The organism is uncultured Methylovirgula sp., assembly GCF_947646745.1.
Taxonomy (GTDB): Bacteria; Pseudomonadota; Alphaproteobacteria; order Rhizobiales; family Beijerinckiaceae; genus Methylovirgula.
Window position 1 is genome coordinate 1 of sequence record NZ_CANSHK010000017.1, and the last position, 21,282, is coordinate 21,282.

20 protein-coding genes are annotated in these 21,282 nt (G+C 62.7%); 3 read left to right on the forward strand and 17 right to left on the reverse strand.

The window, feature by feature from the left end; translation table 11 throughout:
* The first annotated feature begins 134 nt into the window (after positions 1-134).
* Both Q0025_RS06680 and Q0025_RS06685 read left to right on the forward strand, forming a co-directional pair.
* Positions 135-2,000, forward strand: coding sequence for an aminopeptidase P family protein (locus Q0025_RS06680; RefSeq protein ID WP_297297276.1), 1,866 nt, complete (start codon positions 135-137; stop codon positions 1,998-2,000).
* Positions 1,987-2,847: an SAM-dependent methyltransferase gene (locus tag Q0025_RS06685; RefSeq protein WP_297297278.1), complete on the forward strand. Its 861-nt coding sequence runs from the start codon at positions 1,987-1,989 to the stop codon at positions 2,845-2,847. The genes Q0025_RS06680 and Q0025_RS06685 overlap by 14 nt, the downstream gene beginning before the upstream one ends.
* On the opposite strand, the gene ligA is transcribed toward Q0025_RS06685, so the two are convergent.
* The 9 genes from ligA to modA form a co-directional block, all read right to left on the reverse strand.
* A complete protein-coding gene (gene ligA, locus Q0025_RS06690; protein WP_297297280.1) occupies positions 2,844-4,952 on the reverse strand; it encodes an NAD-dependent DNA ligase LigA in 2,109 nt (702 codons plus the stop codon). The genes Q0025_RS06685 and ligA overlap by 4 nt on opposite strands.
* Before the next feature lie 63 nt (positions 4,953-5,015).
* Positions 5,016-5,774 carry an outer membrane beta-barrel protein gene (locus tag Q0025_RS06695; RefSeq protein WP_297297282.1) on the reverse strand — a complete coding sequence of 253 codons (759 nt, stop codon included), beginning with the start codon at positions 5,772-5,774 and terminating at the stop codon, positions 5,016-5,018.
* Positions 5,775-6,039: 265 nt separating this feature from the next.
* Positions 6,040-7,710 carry a DNA repair protein RecN gene (gene recN / locus Q0025_RS06700; RefSeq protein WP_297297284.1) on the reverse strand — a complete coding sequence of 557 codons (1,671 nt, stop codon included), beginning with the start codon at positions 7,708-7,710 and terminating at the stop codon, positions 6,040-6,042.
* 127 nt (positions 7,711-7,837) lie between these two features.
* A complete protein-coding gene (locus Q0025_RS06705; protein WP_297297286.1) occupies positions 7,838-8,740 on the reverse strand; it encodes an outer membrane protein assembly factor BamD in 903 nt (300 codons plus the stop codon).
* A 270-nt stretch (positions 8,741-9,010) separates the two neighbouring features.
* Entirely contained in the window at positions 9,011-10,684 is a 1,674-nt protein-coding gene (gene ftsZ, locus Q0025_RS06710) for a cell division protein FtsZ (RefSeq protein ID WP_297297288.1), read from the reverse strand.
* A gap of 106 nt (positions 10,685-10,790) precedes the next feature.
* Positions 10,791-12,098 carry a cell division protein FtsA gene (gene ftsA / locus Q0025_RS06715; protein ID WP_297297290.1) on the reverse strand — a complete coding sequence of 436 codons (1,308 nt, stop codon included), beginning with the start codon at positions 12,096-12,098 and terminating at the stop codon, positions 10,791-10,793.
* Positions 12,095-13,045 (reverse strand): FtsQ-type POTRA domain-containing protein, encoded by a 951-nt coding sequence (locus tag Q0025_RS06720; RefSeq protein WP_297297292.1) that lies wholly within the window; start codon positions 13,043-13,045, stop codon positions 12,095-12,097. The genes ftsA and Q0025_RS06720 overlap by 4 nt, the downstream gene beginning before the upstream one ends.
* Positions 13,042-13,965, reverse strand: a complete 924-nt coding sequence (locus tag Q0025_RS06725) for a D-alanine--D-alanine ligase (protein ID WP_297297294.1) — start codon at positions 13,963-13,965, stop codon at positions 13,042-13,044. Before Q0025_RS06725 ends, Q0025_RS06720 begins: the two co-directional genes overlap by 4 nt.
* A gap of 86 nt (positions 13,966-14,051) precedes the next feature.
* Positions 14,052-14,804: a molybdate ABC transporter substrate-binding protein gene (gene modA / locus Q0025_RS06730; protein WP_297297392.1), complete on the reverse strand. Its 753-nt coding sequence runs from the start codon at positions 14,802-14,804 to the stop codon at positions 14,052-14,054.
* A 183-nt stretch (positions 14,805-14,987) separates the two neighbouring features.
* Here modA and Q0025_RS06735 point away from each other — a divergent pair, with 183 nt between their 5' ends.
* Positions 14,988-15,464 carry a hypothetical protein gene (locus Q0025_RS06735; protein ID WP_297297296.1) on the forward strand — a complete coding sequence of 159 codons (477 nt, stop codon included), beginning with the start codon at positions 14,988-14,990 and terminating at the stop codon, positions 15,462-15,464.
* Positions 15,465-15,470: 6 nt separating this feature from the next.
* Here Q0025_RS06735 and Q0025_RS06740 read toward each other — a convergent pair whose 3' ends face one another.
* From Q0025_RS06740 to flhA, 8 genes are all read right to left on the reverse strand, one after another.
* Positions 15,471-16,046, reverse strand: a complete 576-nt coding sequence (locus tag Q0025_RS06740) for a hypothetical protein (protein ID WP_297297298.1) — start codon at positions 16,044-16,046, stop codon at positions 15,471-15,473.
* Positions 16,047-16,072: 26 nt separating this feature from the next.
* Positions 16,073-16,462 (reverse strand): hypothetical protein, encoded by a 390-nt coding sequence (locus Q0025_RS06745; RefSeq protein ID WP_297297300.1) that lies wholly within the window; start codon positions 16,460-16,462, stop codon positions 16,073-16,075.
* 84 nt (positions 16,463-16,546) lie between these two features.
* Positions 16,547-16,999, reverse strand: a complete 453-nt coding sequence (locus Q0025_RS06750; RefSeq protein WP_297297302.1) for a hypothetical protein — start codon at positions 16,997-16,999, stop codon at positions 16,547-16,549.
* On the reverse strand, positions 16,996-17,427 hold the full coding sequence (locus Q0025_RS06755) for a hypothetical protein (protein WP_297297304.1): 432 nt from the start codon (positions 17,425-17,427) through the stop codon (positions 16,996-16,998). The genes Q0025_RS06750 and Q0025_RS06755 overlap by 4 nt, the downstream gene beginning before the upstream one ends.
* A 12-nt stretch (positions 17,428-17,439) precedes the next feature.
* Positions 17,440-17,964 (reverse strand): rod-binding protein, encoded by a 525-nt coding sequence (locus tag Q0025_RS06760; protein ID WP_297297306.1) that lies wholly within the window; start codon positions 17,962-17,964, stop codon positions 17,440-17,442.
* A gap of 55 nt (positions 17,965-18,019) precedes the next feature.
* A complete protein-coding gene (locus tag Q0025_RS06765; protein WP_297297308.1) occupies positions 18,020-18,418 on the reverse strand; it encodes a hypothetical protein in 399 nt (132 codons plus the stop codon).
* A 1-nt stretch (position 18,419) separates the two neighbouring features.
* Positions 18,420-19,175, reverse strand: coding sequence for a flagellar biosynthetic protein FliR (fliR, locus tag Q0025_RS06770; RefSeq protein WP_297297310.1), 756 nt, complete (start codon positions 19,173-19,175; stop codon positions 18,420-18,422).
* Positions 19,172-21,265 carry a flagellar biosynthesis protein FlhA gene (gene flhA, locus Q0025_RS06775; protein ID WP_297297312.1) on the reverse strand — a complete coding sequence of 698 codons (2,094 nt, stop codon included), beginning with the start codon at positions 21,263-21,265 and terminating at the stop codon, positions 19,172-19,174. Before flhA ends, fliR begins: the two co-directional genes overlap by 4 nt.
* Between the last annotated feature and the right edge of the window lie 17 nt (positions 21,266-21,282).

The following is a 21,282-nucleotide window of genomic DNA, read 5'->3' on the forward strand; positions in this document are numbered from 1 at the left end:
TTTCCGCCAGCGCATCGGATTCATCCGAAAACCGCTTCGCACTTTTCGGTCCGATCGTGACAGTTTCCGCCAGCGCATCGGATTCATCCGAAAACCGCTTCGCACTTTTCGGTCCGATGCTTTAGACTCGCGCCGTGTTCGAAAGCCTCTATCAATCCTTCACCGAGACGGCCGACGCGTCGCAATCCGCCGCGCGCCTTGCCGCTTTGCGCGCCGAATTGGCAAAACACGCTCTCGACGGTTTTATCGTCCCCCGCGCGGACCGGCATCAGAACGAAAACGTGCCGGCCTCGGAAGAGCGGCTTGCTTGGCTCACCGGCTTCACCGGCTCGGCCGGGCTTGCCATCGTGCTCAAGGACCGGGCGGTCCTTTTCGTCGACGGCCGCTACACGATCCAGGTCCGCGAGCAGGTTGACCTTGCTGTCGTCGAACCGATTCCCCTTGCGACGACAAGCCCGGAGAAATGGCTCGAAAGCCATCTGCCCGCCGGAACCAGATTGGGCTACGAACCTTGGCTGCACACGCCGGGACAGATCGAGCGTTATGAAAAGGCCGCCAAGGCCGCCGGCGCGGAGCTCGTCGCCGCCGAGCCAAATCCGATCGATGCGGTCTGGTCCGATCGGCCTGCGCCGCCGCATGGGATGGTCAGGCGTCATCCGCAAAAATTTGCCGGCGAATCGGCAAAGAAAAAGCTCGCACGCATCGCCGCCGCGCTGGGCAAGGCCGATGCCCTCCTCGTCAGCGACCCGCACGCTGCCGCCTGGGCCTTCAACATCCGCGGCGCGGACGTCACCTATACTCCCCTGCCGCTCGCCTTTGCCTTGATCCCGCGTGCGGGCAAGCCGCGGCTTTACATCGACGCATCTAAACTCCAATCCGAGCCGCGCGCCTATCTTGAGGATTTGGCTGAGATCGCCACGCCTTCGGCGCTCGAAGCGGATCTCGCGCGGCTTGGCGCGGATGCGAAACGCGTGCTCTTCGATGCCGCGACCGTGCCGGTGAAATTGACCCGCGTGCTGAAAGAGGCCGGCGGCACGCCGGACATCGGCCAAGACCCGATCGCGCTGATGAAGGCGCGTAAGAACGATGCTGAGCTCGAGGGCATGCGGGCCGCGCATCGGCGCGATGGCGTGGCCATCGTACGGTTCCTGCGCTGGTTTTCGGATGAAGCGCCCAAGGGCAAACTGACCGAGATCGGCGCGGCGCAGGCGCTCGAAACCTTTCGCCGCGAGACTGGCAAGCTGAAGGACTTGTCTTTTCCGACGATCTCCGCCGCCGGCCCCAATTCGGCGATCCCGCATTACCGCGTGACCGAGGCCACCAACCGCCGGATCAGACGCGGCATTTTTCTCATCGATTCCGGCGGCCAGTACGAAGACGGCACGACCGATATCACCCGCACGCTCGCTGTCGGCGTGCCGACGCAGGAAATGCGCGACCGCTTCACCCGCGTCCTCAAGGGCCACATTGCCATCGCCCGCGCTGTCTTCCCGCACGGCACGACGGGCGCACAGATCGACGCCTTGGCGCGCCTGTCGCTTTGGCAAGCCGGATTGGATTTCGATCACGGCACCGGCCACGGCGTCGGCGCCTATCTATCGGTCCATGAGGGGCCGCAGCGCATTTCCAAGCTCAGCAATGTCGCCCTCGAACCGGGCATGATTCTGTCGAACGAGCCCGGCTATTACAAAGCCGGCCATTTCGGCATCCGCATCGAGAACCTCGTCGTCGTCGTGCCGCTCAAGATCAAGGGCGCCGAACGCGACATGCTCGGTTTCGAGACCATCACTTTCGCACCGATCGATCTTTCGCTCGTCGAGCCCAAACTGCTCGACGCGACAGGAATCGCCTGGCTCGATGCGTATCACGCCAAAGTCACCAAGCTGCTCGCGCCGGATCTCGGACGCGACGAGCGGCAATGGCTGAAACAAGCAACGCGGCCGATCGGCGGCGCGACGAAGCGGCCGAAGCGCCGCAAGGGCAAGCATGACCATCGTTGAGAATGTCTCGGATACGGCCTTTTGGGTCGCGCATTACCGGGCGCTCGAAAGCGCTCGGCCGGACGCCTTGTTCAAAGACCCGCTGGCGCAGCGCCTTGCCGGCGCGCATGGTGCGGCGATCGCGCGCGCGATCCCAGGCCGGGTGATGACCGGTTGGATCGTCTCGATCCGCACCATCATCATCGACGATTTTCTGCGCACGGCGATCGGCGAAGGCGTCGATCTTATCCTCAACCTCGGCGCCGGTCTCGATACGCGCCCCTATCGGCTCGACTTCATCGACAAGGCGACTTGGATCGAAGTCGATTATCCCGACGTCATCGCCTACAAGGAGAAGCAGCTTGCGGGCGAGACGCCGCGCTGCCGGCTCGAACGCGTCAAGCTCGATCTCGCCGATGTCGCCGCCCGGGGGAAATTTCTCGCCGAGATGGGTGCGCGCAGCCAAAACATCCTGGTTTTGACCGAGGGCGTCCTACCCTATCTCGACAACGATGCCGTCGGCGCCTTGGCGAATGATCTACGCGCTCAAGAAAATATTCGCTTTTGGATCGCCGATTATATGGCGCCGCAGGTTCTGCGCTTTCGACGCCGGATGTCGCGGACGCATCTGCGCAACGCCGCGTTCAAATTCGCGCCGAGCGATTGGTTCGAATTTTTCGGCAGCCGCGGCTGGCACGTGCGCGCCATGCGCTATTACGTCGAAGAGGCGACCAGACTGCATCGGCCGATCCAATTGCCTTTGCCTTACCGGCTTTTGATGAGCCTGCGCTCGGTCTTTGCGACGCCCGAACAACGCAAGAATTTCGGCAAGTTCGCCGGTTTCGCCCTGCTTGCCCCGAACGGCTAGTCCCGCGCCTTCGCGACGAGCTTCAGCCAGGCGTCTTCGTCGATCGTTTCAATGCCAAGTTCCTTTGCCTTGGCGAGTTTCGAACCCGCGCCGGGTCCCGCAACGACAAGGTCGGTATTCTTCGACACCGACGCTGCGACTTTGGCACCAAGCCGCTCGGCCTGGGCCTTGGCTTCGTCGCGCGTCAAACGCTCCAGCGAGCCGGTAAAGACGACGGTCTTGCCCGCGACGGGACTTGAGGCGGCAACCGCCTCCATCGGCACGACGCTGACGTATTTGAGCAGCGCGTCAAGTTCGTCTTCATTGTGCTTTTCGGCAAAAAAGTCGGCGACCGCTTCGGCCACCACCGCGCCAAGACCCTCGATATTGTCGATCTCGGCGCGCGCCTCCGAGCCTTCGCGAGCCGCGCGCGCCGTCTCGCGCAAGGCCTCGAACGTGCCGAAATGGCGCGCGAGCCGGCGCGCATTGGTCTCTCCGACATGGCGGATGCCGAGCGCGAAAATGAAACGATTGAGCGCAATCTCCCGCCGCGCCTCGATGGCGGCAAAGAGATTGCGCACCGAGGTCTCGCCGTAGCCTTCGCGGTCGGCGAGCTTCGTCTCGGCCCTCGCGTCCCGCGCGGCGAGCGTAAAAATATCGTCCGGCTTGGTGATCAGCCCTTCGGCATAGAATTGCTCGATCTGCTTATCGCCAAGGCCTTCGATGTCGAAGGCGAGCCGCGACACGAAATGCTTCAACCGCTCTTTCGCTTGCGCCTTGCAGATGAGGCCGCCGGTGCAGCGGCGCACGACATCGGTGCCGCCGTCGCTCGTCTCGCGGATCGCGGCCGAGCCGCAAACCGGACAGACATGCGGAAATTCATAAAGCTTGGCGTGCTTCGGCCGCTTCTCCAGCACGACGCCGAGGATTTGCGGTATCACGTCGCCGGCGCGCTGCAGGCGCACCGTATCGCCGATGCGGATATCCTTGCGCGCAATTTCGTCTTCATTGTGCAGAGTCGCATTGGAGACGACGACGCCGCCGACGGTGACAGGTTCAAGCCGTGCAACCGGCGTCAGTGCGCCGGTGCGGCCGACCTGGATCTCGATGTCGCGCAAGATCGTCGTCGCCTGCTCGGCCGGGAATTTATGCGCCACGGCCCAGCGCGGGGCGCGCGAGACGAAGCCGAGCCGGTCCTGCAGCGCCAAATCATCGATTTTGTAGACGACGCCATCGATGTCATAGGGCAACGCAGCGCGGCGATTCTCGATCTCATGATAGTGCCGCAGCAAATCCGCCGCCGAGTGACACAGCACGGTCAGCCGATTGACTGGCAGGCCGTAGTGCCGGAAGGCCTCGATCATGCCGATCTGCGTCGCCGCCGGCATGGCGCTCACCTCGCCCCAGGCATAAGCGAAGAAGTGCAGCGGCCGCGACGCGGTGATCGAAGGGTCGAGCTGGCGCAGCGAGCCCGCCGCGGAATTGCGCGGATTGGCGAAAAGCGGCTTGCCGGCCTCGGCCTGACGCGCATTGAGCGCGGCGAAATCGGTGCGTGTCATATAGACCTCGCCGCGCACTTCGAGCACAGCCGGCGGCGCGTGCTTCAAGACATGCGGGATTTCGCCGATCGTCTTGACATTGGCGGTGACGTCCTCGCCCTCATAGCCGTCGCCGCGGGTCGCCGCCTGAACGAGTTGGCCATGCTCGAAGCGCAGAGAGCACGAGAGACCGTCGATCTTGGGCTCGGCCGTCATCGCCAGCGGCGCATCGGCCGCGAGGCCCAAAAAACGCCGCACGCGCGCGACGAAGTCTTCGACCTCGGCATCGTCAAAGACGTTGCCGAGCGAGAGCATCGGCACTTTGTGCCGGACCTTGGCAAATTTCTCCGAAGGCGTCGCGCCGACGCGCTGGCTCAGCGATTTTTCATTGACGAATTCGGGATGCGCCTTTTCCAACGCCTCATAGCGGTGCCGCAGCGCATCATAGGCTGCGTCGGTTATTTCCGGCGCGTCTTCGCGATAATAAAGCGCATCGTGATGCGCGATCTCCGCGCCGAGGCGGGCGTATTCTGCGCGCGCGGCAGCAAGATCGCCGGCGGTCTTGCTCGTGGTCTTGGATTTTGTCACGCCCGAAATTTAGCGCATCCCTTGCCGAAGGGAAATGCGGCTTACGCAGCCCGAGGCCCAGGACTAATACTTGGCGACGACCGGCGTCGCGGGCGCGAACAAATCGAAATGATAATCGATGCTGGCGCGGGCCGTGTGAAACGACGTCCGCGTCATATAGCCGATATCCACGCCCGGAGCTGGCGAGAAGGATTTCCACCACGCCCCGACGAACGAATAGACATAATCGGCGCGGATCGACCAATTGTCGTTAATCGCGTATTCGGCCCCGGCACCGACGAGGTTTTGCCGTCCGATACGAAAGCGTGTTTCCGTTGCCGAACCGCTGAAACCCGCCGCGCTATAATAAGATTTGGTCGTTGCGTAAGGCACGCCGCCTTGGATGAAGATCAAGAGTCGATCGAAGGCATAGCCCACGCGTCCCTCGATGCCGCCGAAGCTCTCGATCCGCGTGCCAAAACTCGCCGGCCCAAGCACCGTCAGGTTGGTCGACTGGCCGTTGATGCCGGACCAAGCGGCATCGCCCTCGATACCGATCACCAGATGGTCGCCGACCAGCGGCATATTGCTGAGCTGATAATTATAACCGACTTGCAAGCCAATGGCGCCGCCGTGTTGCGTCAAACCGCCTTGCCCGGAGGCAAAGCCCGCGCCGGTCGTCACAGCGAAGGGGTAGGACGCGTGATCGATGCCGTAACCGCCGCTGACGCCGGCATAAAATCCGGTCCAGCTGAAAGCCGGGGGTACGGGTGCAACCGACATGACCGGCGGCTTTTCGGTCGGCAGGTCGGCGGCGATCGCCGTGCCGCAAATTGCAATCAATTCAAAACTTAAAATTATCGGCGCGAGAAACTGCGCTGAAGTGATCGGCAAACGAATCATTTGAGCACCGTCTGCTTTGCAAATTGCATTCAGAATGCCAAATCGGCCGCGCAAGGCAAGGTTCAGCCTTGGGCATTTGCTGAATTCTCCAGCATGAGTTGCATAAGCGCCGCACCCTATCCGACAGTGGTTGATCCGCGACAAATTACAGGTCCGGATTGCATCATTGCGCAGACGGCGCGCGGGCCGACGCCTCCGATCAAATTCAGGTCCGGCCGTTCATCAAGCGGCCGGCGGCGGCGCGGGCTTCCGCGGTAATCGTCGCGCCGGCCAGCATGCGCGCGATCTCTTCCCGCCGCGCCGCCTTCGTCAGGGGCAGAACCCGGGTCGCAACGCGCTCGCCCTCGCCTATCGCGTCCTTGATGATACGCAAATGTCCGCCGGCTTGTGCCGCGACCTGCGGTGCATGCGTCACGGCGAGAACCTGAACCCCGCCGGCAAGCCGGGCTAGCCTTTGGCCAATGGCATCGGCGACTGCGCCGCCGGCTCCCGTATCGATTTCGTCGAAGACCAGCGTCGGGGCGGAGCCGCGATCAGCGAGGACGACTTTGAGCGCCAACATGAAGCGTGCCAGTTCGCCGCCGGAGGCGACCTTCATCAACGGCCCCGGCCGGGTGCCGGGATTGGTCTTCACCCAAAATTCGACCTGATCGATGCCTTCCGCGCTCGCAGCTGCCGGATCCGATTGGAATTTCACGATGAACTGCGCCGCTTCCAATTTCAGCGGCGGCAATTCCGCATTGACCGCCTGTTCGAGATGCGCGGCGGCACGCTGGCGCGACGCAGATAAGGCCTTGGCCGTTTGCTGATAGGCGGCAGCCGCCGCCGAGGCCGCCGCGCGGAGCTGGGCGAGCCGGGCTTCGCCGGCTTCGAGCCGGGCAAGATCGCCGCCGAGCGTCTCCTTGAGCGCCGGCAAAGCATCGACGGCGACGCCAAATTTGCGGCTCGCAGCGCGCAAAGCAAAAAGCCGTTCCTCGACGCGCTCCAATTCGCCCGGATCATGCCCTGCCAATCGCAAAGCCTCGGAAAGCGATTGACGGGCGGCATCAAAGGCGGACAGCGCCGCATCGAGTGCGCTGACGACGGGCGCGAGCAGCTCCGGCGCCTGGACCTGGCGCCGCCCCAATCGACGCAGGGCCGAAGCCATGGCCGACAAGGGCGCGCTTTCGCCGCCGACCGCCTCCGCCGCATCGCGCAGTTCGCCGCTGACTTTCTCCGCCTGCATCAGGGCTTGGCGGCGTTCGGCAAGCGCCTCTTCTTCGCCCGGCGCAACGGCGAGCTTGGCCAATTCGGCATGCGCATGGGCGAGATAGTCGGCATCGCGGCGCGCCTGTTCGATCCGCGCCGCCTCGGCGGCCGCCTCCGCCTCCGCCCCGCGCAACGCCTTATAGGCGGCACGCACCGCCTCGCGAGCGCCGCCGAGCCCGCCGAATGCGTCGAGCAAAGCCCGATGGGCATCCGAATTGACGAGCGCGCGATCGTCGTGCTGGCCGTGAATTTCCACGAGTTCACGGGTGATCGCCCGCAAAGCCTGTGCGCTGACCGGCTGGTCATTGACGAAGGCGCGGGTCCGCCCATCCTCCATCTGCACCCGGCGCAGGATCAGCGCGCCATCGATCGCGATGTCCTGCGCCTGCGCCGCGGCCAAGGCGGGATGGCTCACGGGCAATTCAAAGACGGCCGTGACCTGCCCCTGCGGCGCCCCCTGGCGCACAAGCGTCCCATCGCCGCGCGCGCCGAGGGCCAGCGAAAAGGCATCGAGCAAGATGGATTTTCCGGCGCCGGTTTCGCCGGTCAACACCGTCAGGCCGCGGTCGAACTCGAGATCGAGCTTTTCGATCAGCACGATGTCGCGGATGGCAAGCTGAACGAGCATAAGACAACCACCGCGGCCGGAAGGCCGACGCTGCTCAAGGCAAAAGGACACCCGAACCGCGCCGGAATAAACCATGAACAGCCGAGTCGGACAAGGGCTACGTGAAGCCCTTTAACTCAACCAAAGGCTAGCCGACGTTGTGGAAAACCTTGGAAATCCAGGAGGTGGGATCCTCCTGCGGGTGATAGCCGCCTTCCTGCAATTTTGCATAGGCGTCCTTGTACCAAGGCGAGTCGGGGAAATTGTGCCCGAGGACCGCCGCCGCTGTCTGCGCCTCGTTGACGATCCCGAGCGCGAGATAGGCCTCCTCAAGCCGCAGCAGCGCCTCTTGGGCATGACGCGTGCTTTGATAATTCGCCAGCACGTCGCGGAAACGGTTGATGGCGCCGGTATAATTATGCTGCTTCAAATAATAGCGGCCGATCATCATGTCCTGGCCGGCGAGTTGATCGCGCGCCACCTGCAATTTGTAGCGGGCGTCGTCGGCATATTGCGATTTCGGGAATTTGTCGATGAGCTGCTGGAAGACGACCGCCGCCTTGCGGGCGCGGTCCTGGTCGCGCGTCACGTCGGGGATCTGGTTATAATAAGACATGGCCTCGAGGTAATAGACATAGTCGAGGTCGGGCGCCTGGGCATAACGGCCGATATAACGCTGCGCCGTGCCGATCGCGTCGTCGTAATTGCCGTTTTGATATTGCGTGAACGTTTCCATCAGCAGGGCTTTGCTTTCCCACTGCGAGAACGTGTACTGCTTCTCAAGCGCGGCGTATTTCTTAGTCGCCTTGTCGTAATTGTGGGTTCTGATGTCGACGAGGCCCTGATTGTAGAGCGTCTCGGGCGGCGTATCGGGAATGATCTTGGTTTCGTACTTCTCGCCGCTGAACAAATTCATCGGATTGAACGAGCCGAGCGAATCGAGAGAACTCGAGCAGGCCGCGACCGGCAAGGCCAGCGCCAACAGGCCCGCAGCCTGCCCCAAACGGCGCAGCGGAACCAAGGCAAAATGCATGCGGAACAACTCGACCATGGTTCGATACTCGGCAGCAGGCTGAGAACGCGCCGGTCTTGGCGCGAAACACGAGCCGAAGCTAAGTCCTCGGCCCGATAAGAGGCATTTCTGTGGCAGCCCCGGAGCCTTAGAGCATCACTGGGCGCGGGCAAAGGCCCTCGCGCGCGGCAAACGCCGCGTTGGCAAGCCTGTGTTGCAGATCAGCAACCGCCTTGTCCACAAGCCGGGAGTTGTGCTGACGAAATGAGGCCGGCCGCAGCCCCTGGAGCGCGGCCGGTTTGAAGTCGGTTAGTTCGATTGCCGGCGCAGGAACGCCGGAATCTCCAACTGCTCTTCTTCGATCGAACGCTGCGGTGCCGTGCGGCCCTGATGCGCGTCGAGCGCCGCCTGAACCTGGCGCGGCGCAGGCTGCTGAACCGCGCGCTTGCCATATTCGGCGTGAACGGGGTTCGGCTGAGCGAGCCTCGGCGCCTGGGCCGGAAGCCTCGCCACCGGCTCGCGCGCCGGTGCGGCGGGACGCGGCTCGTCGTGCCGGCTGACGCCGAATGCAGCGAGACGCTCCAGCAAAGTTTTACGCTGCTGCGGTTCGACTGGCTCGCCGCGCTGAGCCCGAATCTGTTTTTGCGCCGGGATCGGCAGATCCTCGATCTGCGGCATGCGCTGAGGCCGCACGACCGGTGATTCCGCCGCCGGCGGAATGAACGGGCCGGGATCGAAGGCTTCCTGGTCATGCACAGGAGCCGGCGCCGGCTCGACATATTGCGGTGCGGCCTGGCGCACCGGCTGCAGATGCACGCCGCGCGTGGTCGCCGGCTGGGCTGGCTGCGGTGCCGGCTGCTCGACGAAGGTGATCGGCTGTTCCTCGACGCTTGGCGCCGCCTCGATCGCAAGCGGACGCGCTTTGACCGGCTCGCTGCTGCGAACCTCGGTGCGGATGCGCAGCCGCTCCGCCGCCGCCGCGATCCGATGCTCGTTGTCGCCCAGCGCCGGCATTTCGTCGCTGTCGATGCCGGTCGCGACGACCGACACGCGGACCATGCCGTCCAAGTTCTGATCGAAGGTGGCGCCGAGGATGATATTGGCGTCCTCGTCGACTTCCTGGCGGATACGGCTCGCCGCCTCGTCCACTTCGTAAAGGGTGAGGTCGTTGCCGCCGGTGATCGAAATGAGCAGGCCTCTCGCCCCCTTCATCGAGACTTCATCGAGCAGCGGATTGGCGATCGCGGCCTCGGCGGCGAGAACGGCGCGCTTCTCGCCCGTCGCTTCGCCGGTGCCCATCATCGCCTTGCCCATTTCCCGCATCACGGCACGGACATCGGCAAAATCGAGATTGATGAGGCCTTCCTTCACCATCAAATCGGTGATGCAGGCAACGCCCGAATAAAGTACCTGGTCGGCCATTGCGAACGCATCCGCAAAGGTCGTCTTCTCATTGGCGATGCGGAAGAGATTCTGGTTTGGGATGACGATCAGCGTATCGACCGACTTCTGCAGTTCGAGAATGCCGGCATCGGCGACGCGCATGCGCCGCACGCCCTCGAACTGGAAGGGCTTGGTGACGACGCCAACGGTCAGAATGCCCAGCTCGCGCGCAGTCTGCGCGATGATCGGTGCGGCGCCCGTTCCGGTGCCGCCGCCCATGCCGGCGGTGACGAAGCACATGTGCGCGCCGGACAGATGATCGCGAATTTCCTCGATCACCTCCTCTGCGGCGGCGCGGCCGACTTCAGGCTGCGAACCGGCGCCCAGGCCCTCGGTGACCTGCAGGCCCATCTGGATGATCCGATCCGCGCGCGACGACATCAGCGCCTGCGCATCGGTATTGGCGACGATGAAATCGACGCCGATGAGACCGGAGACGATCATGTTGTTGACGGCGTTTCCCCCTGCGCCGCCGACGCCGCACACCATGATGCGGGGCTTCAGTTCCCTCAGTTCTGGAGCCTTGAGATCGATCGACATTGTGTGGCCTCTTGACGTTGGAGCGCACCTTCAGGGCGCCCGCATTGTTGTCCCTTTACGCCGAAGAACGAATCAGCCGCCGCGCTTATCGTTCTTCTCTTACCAACTAAAAACTTTCTCTCAACCATTGCCCGACGCGAGCGAAATAGCCGCTCGTGTCATTTGCTTGCTCCACACCGCGCCGGCGCGGGCGGAAATATTCGATCTTCGCCGCCTGCGGATAGACCAAAAGGCCGACCGAAGCGGAAAAGCTCGGACTCTTCGCCGATTCCGGAAGCCCTTGAATTCCAAGGGGTCGGCCAAGGCGAATCTGGCCGGAGAGGATGCGCTTGGTGGCCTCGGCCATGCCGGTCATCTGGCTTGCGCCGCCGGTCAAGATGAAGCGCGAGGCGGAGCTTGTGGGAAAGCCCGCCTTTTTCAAACGGTCGCGCACGAGTTCCAAAATTTCTTCGACGCGCGGGCGGATTATTCGCACCAGTTGCGATTTTGGCACATGCATCGGCTGATCGCCGTCCTCGCCGGCCAAGGTCACTGCCAGCGTTTCGCGCTCGTCGGACACCGAAGCGATGCAGGCGCCATAAAGCGTCTTCAGGCGCTCGGCGTCGGCTAATCTTGTGTTGAAGCCGCGGGCAATATCCATCGTGACGTGATTGCCGCCGAGCGCCAAGGCATCGACGTGAACCAGGCTGCCGCCGGAAAAGACGCCGACCGAGGTGGTGCCGCCGCCCATATCGATGACCGTCGTGCCGAGCTCGACCTCGTCATCGACGAGAGCGGCAAGGCCCGCGGCATAAGGCGTCGCGACGACCGCTTCGACCGCAAGATGGCAGCGTTCGACCGCGAGCATCAGATTGCGCACCGCGGTCGCATCGCTGCTGACGATATGCATATCGGCCGCGAGATTGTCGCAAACCATGCCTTTCGGATCGCGGACGTTGCGCATGTCGCCGAGCGCAAAGCCGGTCGGCAGCGAATGCAGCACCGCCTTGCCCTGCTCTAGCGTTCGCGCCGCGCAGGCTTCGAGCACGCGATGCACGTCGGCCTCCGCAACCGCCCGTTCGCCGATGCGAACCGACGCCTGGTAATGCTGCGAGCCGATCCGGCCGCCGGTGATGTTGACGATAACGCTCTCGACCTGCACCCCGGCCATCCGCTCCGCCGCGTCGACGGCACGGCGGATCGCGGCTTCCGCCGCTTCGAGGTCGACGATCACGCCGCCCTTCAACCCGGCCGAGCGTTGATGCCCGATGCCGAGGATACGGCAGCGATGCGTGCGCCCGCGCAAAGCCTCCATCGCCTCGACCGGATCAAGCCGCGCGATGAGACAAACGATCTTGGAGGTGCCGATGTCGAGCGCCGACAGGACGGCCGTTTTACGCGCTGGGAGTGCCCGCATGCGCGGCGGCAGGCTCATGTCCGTGCGCCTTTCTTTTTCGATTTTTGTGCCAGCACAGCGGCGCGCGCGGCCGCAGCATTTTCGGTTAAGCGGACAAACATCCGGCCCGGCACGCGAAGATCGATCAACAAAATGTCCTTGTCGAGGACATGATCCTCGCGCTGGAGTTTGGCGAGTTCGGCGACGGCCGCGGCTGCACCGATTTCCGGCAGGGCGACCTCGACCTGATTGTCGATCTGCAACGTCCAGCGCCGGCCGGCGACGAGCATGCCGGCCTTGATGCGCGGCTTGAGGTCGCCGGCTGCGGCGAGCAGCGCCATATATTCGTCGATCCGCATATTGGCCCCGGGGCCGACGACCAAAGGCAGCGCGGCAAAGCGCCGGTCGTCATAGGTGTCGATCGCGGTGCCGTCCGCGGCAACGATCTTGACCGTGCCGTCCATTTGCCAAAGCGCATAAGGTTTGCGCTCTTCGATATCGATGACGACGCGGCCGGGGTAGAGCTTGGTGATGCTCGCATCCTTGACCATCGGCAGCGTCTTCAGCCGCGCCCGAACGGTCCGGACATCGAGAAAAGGCAGCGAATCCTTGGCGCCGATGCCGGTGACGGCGATGACCTCCTGCTGCGTCAACGCATGAGTTCCGGAGATCGTTACCGTGCGGATGGCAAAGCCCGCAACGCGCGCGGCATAATCCGCCACGCTGCCCTCGGCGGCGACGAAGGTGGAATATTCGCCGCCAAGCCGCGCCCCATAAAGCCCGACGCCAAGAAACAGACCGAGCGCCATGATCGTGCCGACGCCGCGCGCGGTGAGCACAAGAAGGAGCCGGTCAGCCAAGGACGGCGCCCGGCGCGCCAGGGAACGCCGGCCGTAATCGGCCGCAAAGACCGGCACCGGCGCGATATTGGCAACTCCAGCATAGACCGGCGCGGAGGGTTGGAAGCCTTCAAAGGCCTCCCTCACCGGTCGCAGGAGGCGTCTTCCACCATCCATTTGACAAGCTCACCGAACGTCAGGCCGGCATGTGCGGCGATTTCGGGCACAAGCGATGTGGCGGTCATGCCGGGCTGCGTGTTGACTTCCAAAATGACGAGTTCGCCCGTACCCCCGGGGCGATCGTCATAGCGAAAATCAGCACGGCTTACGCCGCGACACCCGAGCGCCTTGTGCGCCTTGAGCGTCAACTCTTGGACAAAGTGGTAAATATTTTCTTTAAGATTTGCCGGAAGTTCATGCACGGACCCGCCGGCGGCATATTTCGCATTATAATCGTACCAGCCACCGTCCGCGGCTTTGATTTCAATGACATCATAGGCTTTGTTGCCGATGACGGCACAGGTCAATTCGCGCCCTGCGACATAGCGCTCGACGAGCACGTCGTCGCCATGCGCCCAGTCCTCGCGCGTTAACTCTTGCGGGGGGTGAAGCTGATCACCCTTGACGATGAAAACGCCGAAGGACGAACCCTCGGCGAGCGGTTTCACCACATAAGGCGGCGGCAGGACATGCGCCTTGGCGGCCGTGAGCCGATCGACGGTGCGGCTTTCGGCGACCGGCAGGCCGGCTGCCTTCAAGACGTCCTTGGCGCGGTCCTTGCGCATGGCGAGCGCCGAAGCCAGCACGCCCGAATGGGTATAGGGAATCCGCAGCATTTCGAGAACGCCTTGGATGATGCCGTCCTCGCCATAAGGCCCGTGCAGGGCATTGAAAGCGACATCGGGCTTGAGATCGGCGAGCACCCGGCCGACGTCGCGGCCGACATCAACCTCGGTGACCTTGAACCCCTGTTCGGCCAGCGCCCCGGCACAAGCCGCCCCCGAGCGCAGCGACACGTCTCTTTCGGCGGAAAACCCGCCGAGCAGGACGGCAACATGCTTTTTCATTTTTCTATCCGCAGATGACCGGTGAATCGCTCGAAGAGCGGGCCGCCCGCCTCCCCTACGGCGAAAATTATCCCTTTGCCAGAGCCTTACTCGCTCGGCTTCGACAAAAACTTGAAGCCTTGCCGGGTCAGGATTTTCACCGCCGCCTGGGAGGTGAGGAAAGCCTCGAAGCTTGCCGCATTGGCATTCTTCGAACTCGCGACGACCGCGACAGGATAAACGATCGGCGCGTGGCTGTCGGCGGGAAAAACATCAACGACGCGGACTTTCGGCTCGGCTTTCGCGTCGGTCGCATAGACGACGCCGAATTTGGCTTCGCCGCGCGCCACGAGCGCGAGAGCGTCACGGACATTGCTGGCCTGCGCCAGCTTGGGTTCCACCGCACTCCAGACCCCGAGCTCGGTGAAGGCCTCTTTGGCGTAGATCCCCGCCGGGCAGGACGCCACCGTGCAGACGGCGATCTTGCCGTCGCCGGTAAACGCCGCGAGATCGAAGCCGGGGGCGATTTTGAGCTTTGTGCCGCCGCCGGCCGGTTCGACGAGGACAAGATTATTGCCGAGCAAATCGCGGCGCGTGCCGGGCGCTAGAAGATTTTTCTTCTGCAAATAATCGATCCATTTGGTGTCGGCCGAGATGAAGACATCTGCCGGCGCGCCCTGCTCGATCTGTTTGGCGAGCACGCCGGACGAGCCATAAGAAATGGCCACGGCCTGGCCCTTCGCCTGAACGAAAATGGGCTGGATCGCGTTAAGCGCCGTCGCAAGGCTTGCCGCTGCGAAGACGACGAGCTTGCCGCTCGTCTGTGCGAAGGCCGCGCCGGCTGGCGCCAGCACGAGCATTCCGAGGGCACAAAAAGCCACGATCCGCCGGACTGAAACGAACATCCTACCCCCGAAGAGCCTTGCGACGGCAGCGCCAAACGCCGAAATCGAGCGGGTTTATGCAATGATTAAGACGCATCGTGCAATAATAAACTATACACGAGTTTATATAGCTTGCCGCGCAAAAACCCGTCTTCGCCCATGCCCCCGCCGCCCGATCTATCCGTCCCAGCACCGCTGATCGAGGCCGTCAAAATCGGCGGCGCGCAGACGAAGCCTGGCGACGTAACCTATCGGGTTCTCGATCCAGGCCGCGAGGAAGAATTAGGCGCCAAACCAACGCCGCCGCAGCCCGCCGCCAAAAGCGGCGAGAAGCGGAGCGAGGCGCGCCGCCGGACGCGCCTGCTCTCCGGTAAAATTCTCGATCTCGAGAACAAATTTCTCATCGACTGCCAAATCAACAATCGTTCCGCGCATGGCGTGCGGTTGATCCTTGTCGCGAAAATCAAAGTGCCGCGGCGGTTTCGTCTGTTCAGCGATATCGACGGTGAGCTCGCCGAGGCCGTCGTCGCCTGGCAACGCGGCCAGAATATCGGCGCGACTTTCATAAAAAATAGGCCCGCCGCGCTGACGTCGGCGGAAATCACCGCCCTCCGCAAGAAGATCTACGTCGTCTGAACGCAATCAGCGGGCGACGATCAAGCCGCGTGGGGTCACAACCACCCATTGCCCGTGCCGCTCTTCGATCGCAAGGACACGGCCGACACCGGGAACAATCGATCCGAGCGCCACACGATAGACCGCATCGTCCTTGCCGACGATCAGCGCCTCGCCGTCATGCACATAATGAAGCGCATAGGCGCGAACGATCGGCTCGATCCGACCGAGCATCGGCGGCATATCCGCGCCGGGCACCCGGATCGTTCCCGTCGCCGAATAGTCGATGCCCTTGCGATCCGCCGGCGGCTCGGCGTCCGCGACTGCCGGCTCGGCTTGATAATTCGGCTGAGCAAAGATCATCAGATGTTCGATGCCATTGAATGTCGGGTTGGGATGCGCAGCCATATAGACGGCAAAGCTCGCGCAGACGACCGCCGCGACGCAGCCCGTCCCCCCGAGTACGCCATCGGCGAGCGTCCCCCAGCCTAGCCGCGCCACCGTCTGTTGCCAGATCGGCAATTGCGCGCCGGGGGGACTGCCGTCAGCAGTCTCCCCTCGCGTATCGACCGCTTTGCGCCTTGGTATCGAAGAAGCCATCACCTTGCCCGCCGCCCGCTCAGCGCGTCCTAGCCGATGAACTCGCGCGCATCCCGGAATGAGGTGAAGCGCCGCAAGCCAAGCAGAGTCTCAACTTCGATCGTCCCGTCGCCGAAGAGAACATAGGGCCGGTCTTTCAGCCGGCCGCGCTCGACAACCTTGATGTCGGGATTTTTGCGCGGCGCCGGCGCCGTCTCGCTTGGCCGGGCGGTGCGAGCCACCACCGCATCGAAGAACTGCTTCAATGCGCCGAAGCCCGTCTGCAACGCGCCGAGAATCGCGAGTCCGAAGCCGCTGAGAATCGTGGCTTGCGAAATCGCCGGCATATCGAACGGCAATTTGTGGCCGATCGCGGCAACAAAAAACTGCAGCGTCGGCGCACCGGACAAAAGCATCGCCCAGCCCAGCGCTACGATCATGAAACCAATCCAGGTCAATCGATCAAAAGCCATTTTGCTAACCCCCAGTTCGAAACTTGTGCATTCGCCGCGAAGACCGGCCTCTCAGCGAAAGACATCGCTCTTCGGAAAGAAATTCAGCTCTTGAACGAGGACGTCCTTGACGACCGGCATATGCAGCCGCTGGTTGACGCGATCGACCAGCTTCTTGGTCAACCCCGTCACGTCGTATCGTTCGAGATGATGGAAATCGAGCGTCGTATCCGAATAGATTGCGCGGAATGCCTCATCGAGGAGATAGACATCCGGCGGCACCGGCGCTTTCGAAAGATTCTGCGTGTAGGTGTAGCCGAGCTCGGCCACGACATAACCTTGAACGGCGCCGTCGGCGATCATCGGCACATTGATCGGCGGCAGCTTCTTGTATTCCATGGCCCCGGAAGCGCTATCGTCGGGCGCTGCAGCCGCCGCATGATCGAGCTTGACGAAAGTCGTGGCGTATCCCGCTGCCGCCGTCAGCAGGCAAACCCAGGCGCAGCTCGCGATCAGCTTGATCATGATTGCTCATACCTGCGGTGAATCGCCGAGGAATAAGTGCCGTCCGATTCTTCCGTCTGAATCGCGCGCGATATAAGCGCACAGACCTCCCGCACCGCCTTCAGATGAATCTCAAGCGTCGCGAGATTGCGCTTCAGCTTGCCGCTCAGACGCTCGAGCTCCTCGCGCATGCCGGGATCGCGGGCTTCCGCGCCGACCGCCCGCATGGCGCGGCTCAATTCCAGAAGCGCATGGCTCTTGCGATGATTGAATTCCGAAAAATCAATCGGCCGATATTGCTCCAACGTCGCCGTTTCGAGATCGATGAGCCGCTCAATGCGCTCGATCGTCTGCGAGAAGCCTTCACGCAGCGCGGCAGCCCGCGCCGGGTCGGTTGCGGCCGGTTCTCCCATCCGCTTCGGCGTTTTTTCGTCTGGCAGATCCACCATTGCCATCGCTCATCACGAATGTTTAGCGCCGGGAAGCGGCAAGGGTGCGAGCGAGGCCTGCAACTCGCCGCCGGGCCGCCAGCCGTGATGCGTGTGGCTTGATTTGATATGCTTGGGAGCAATGCCGAGGTCGACGCTCTTCGACAGATTCGTTCCCAGTTCTTGCGCGAGCATCGAGCGCCAAATGCCCGCACCGGCTTCCGAGCCGAAGAATTCGTCGCTCTCCGGCAGCATGTTTTCGACAAGGTTCTCGAGGAGCAGCGCGGCGATGCCCTGATAGGCCTTGGTCTCAGCCGCGTCCTTGGTCTTTTCCGGCTGCGTGTTGGCAAAGCGCGGTTCGGCGAGCGCCGGCAAAGAAGCCGCGTTGGACGCCGCGCGTGGCGTATCGACATGACTCAAGATATCGCTGAATTGCGTATTATCAACGCCGGAGTCCGCCGCAAGACGCGTAAGGCGCTCCATTGCCGCCGACGACTTCGCCGGATCGGCGGCGCGGGCGACATCGAGAAGAATATCCGAAGGCGGCTTGATCGACACGCAACCATCCTCTCTGCGCTGCAATAGGTTGCAGGCTGAAGATGGGCCACGTGGCTTACGGGAGGCTTGCGCCTTTACGATTGAGTTCGGCTTCGATCGCCGCGTCGAGCTCGCGCCGTTCTTCGGCGCGGCGCACGTCCTCGGCGACATGGTCGAGAGCGCGCTCCACCTGCCCCATGCGCCGCCGGCATTCGAGCAGAACTTTCGCCTGATTCTCTGCCTCTTGGGTCAGGCGCCGTTTGGCGCGCCCGACCGCCTGTAGCTTATCGGCGATGGTCTTCATATAGGCCGGCGTGTAGATGTGATTCTCGTCGAGATAGGAGACGAGCCGCGCCTCGGTTTGCTCGGCGCTGGCGCGCTGGTTTTGAAGCGCCGCGAGCTTTAATTCGCCGAGGCGGCGAATATCGTTCTGCAAGGCCTGCATCCGGCGCAGCGCGGCGAGCCTCTTTTCCATCCTAGCCGCCTGCCAGCCAATTCGCGAACCCCGCCATGAAAAGCTCAATGACCTGCTTGAAGGTGAAGTATAACAGGAACATTCCTCCCGCCACCGCAAAGGGAGTCGCAATGAAATAGACCTGGATCTGCGGCGTCAGCTTGTTGGCGAGCCCCACGGCAAGATTGAAGACGAGACCGAAGAGAATGAAGGGGCTGGCAACGCGCAGGCCTAAAAAAAATGACTTCGACAGCGTGTCAGCGACCTGAATGAGACCGAATTGAGCGCCGAACCCCGACGCGACCGGCAGCGTCCGGTAAGACGCGACGATGCCGCGGATGACTTCGAGGTGCAAATCGGTCACGAACAGCAGGGCCGTCGCGAGAAAGGTCAAGAAGTCGGCGATCGAGGGCAAGGGCTCCGAATCATCGACCGGTGCGCCGAGCGCGTTGGCGAGCCCGATTTGCATGGCGATCGAGGTCCCGAGCGTCTCCAAAGCAGCAAAGAAAATGCGCCCCATCAGACCGATCAGGCCCCCGATGAGCGTCTCCGAAATGATCAGCCGCAACAATGCCAAAGCCGAAGCATCGCGGACGAGTTTTTCGATTGCGCCGCCGAGAAAAGGAGTCAGCGCCAGCGTCAAGGCGACGCAAAGGAAGAGCCGCACCATCACCGGCACGCGCGGACTCGAAAAACCCGGCATCAGCATCAGGCAACCGCTGATGCGGCAGAACAGGATGAAGGCCGTCAGGACGGTCGTCGATCCAATCGCGCTCACGCGATCGTCCCGAGCGACTTGATTTCGACGCCGCGGGCGATCTCGAGATGCGATAGAACCGGCAACGTCGCAAACAGCCGCTCGATGACCATGCGCACATAGGGCCGCGCTTCCGGCGTCGTGACCAACACAAAGGCGTGGCCCTTGTCCATCCGCTCGCGAATAGCGACCGAGGCTTCATTGCCGAATTGTTCGACCATGCCGGGATCGAGGTCGAATTCGATGACATCGCCTTTCATGTCTCGCTTGAGACTTTGATGGAAGGCGAGGTCCCAGCGGTTGCCGAGCCGCAGAACCTTCAATGCGCCATGATCGAGCAAATCGCCGCAGATTTGCTGCGCAATGCGCATGCGCACATGTTCCGTCACCTGCTCGGCCCGGCGCACATGCGGCGCGATCTCGGCAATAGCTTCGAGAATCAATTGCAGATTGCGGATCGAAACGCGCTCGGCGAGAAGAAGCTTCAGCACGGCTTGAAGCCCGGAATAAGAAATCTGCGAGGGACAGATGTCATCGAGCAGGCGCTTGTATTCCGGGCCCAGACGCTCGAACAAGGCGCGCATGTCCTTATAGGAAAGCAATTGCGAGAGATTGTTGCGGATGACCTCGCTCAGATGCGTGAGCAGCACCGACATATTGTCGATCGCCTCAAAGCCCTGGCGTTTCAACTCGCCCGCATAGGCCTCGGAGATCCACACCGCTTTCATGCCGAAGGCCGGCTCGCGCACCTCCTCGCCCGGTAGATCCGGCCGGCGGCCATCGCCGACGACGACGAGCAGGTGGCCGATCATCATCGTAAAGGACGCGACGATCGTGCCGTGAATTTTGATCTGATAGCTTTTGGTCGGCACCGACAAATTGTCAGAGACTTTGATGTCCGGCACGACGAAGCCATATTGGTGCGCGAATTTACGCCGCATCTTCGTCACGCGATGCGCGAGTTCGCCTTGCGCAGCCAGCATGCGTATCGAAAGCTGCTTGCCGAGGCAGAGCTCGATTTCGACCGACTTCAGCGATTCCTTGACGGACTCGCGCGCCTCCTTCTGCGCCCGTTGTTCGGCCGCAGCGGCCGAAGCGCTTTCCGCCGCAGCCTGGCGTGCCAGTCGCGCCGGAATCGTATAGCCGGCAAAGCCCATCAGGCCGCCGAGCAAGGCGAAGGGAAAGAACGGCAGGCCGGGCATAAGGCCGAGCGTGAACATGAGACCCGCGGCAACGAAAAGCGCCTTGGGGTATTTCACCAACTGGCCAAGCACCGCCTGCTCGGCCGAGCCGCGCGTGCCGCCCTTGGAGACGAGCAGACCGGCCGCGAGCGAGACGATCAGCGCGGGGATTTGCGTAACAAGCCCATCGCCAACCGAGAGCTTGGTGAAGACATCGGCGGCCTGCGACAGCGGCATGTCATAGCGCGTCGCGCCGATGACAATGCCGCCAAAAATATTCACCGCCAAAATGATCAGGCCGGCGATCGCATCGCCGCGTACGAATTTCGACGCGCCGTCCATCGAGCCGAAAAAAGCGCTCTCCTCTTCGAGCTCGCGGCGCCGGCGCTGCGCCTCCTTCTCGTCGATCGTACCGGATGAGAGATCGGCATCGATCGCCATCTGCTTGCCCGGAATGGCGTCGAGCGTGAAACGCGCGCCGACTTCCGCGATACGCGTCGCGCCTTTCGTGATGACGACGAAATTGACCGTGATGATGATCGCGAAGACGATGAGCCCGATGACGAAATCACCGCTCATCACAAGGCTCGAGAAACCGCCGATCACATAGCCGGCGGCGGTGGTCCCCTCAGGCCCATTCGAAAGAATCAGCCGGGTCGTCGCGATGTTCAGCGACAGCCGCAACAAGGTCGCGACGAGCAGAACCGTTGGAAAGGATGAAAAATCGAGCGGCCGCTGAATCCACAGCGCGAGCATCAGAATGAGCACCGCCAGCGCGATGGAAAACGCCAGCCCTATATCGATGATGAACGGCGGGATCGGCAGAAAGAAGACGGACAGAATCGCCAGAATGCCGGTCGCAAAACCGATATCCCGCGCACCGCTTTTGCGCTCAAGCGCCAATTGCGCTTCGGCCGCTGCTCCCGCCATGCCCCACCTATTCGCTC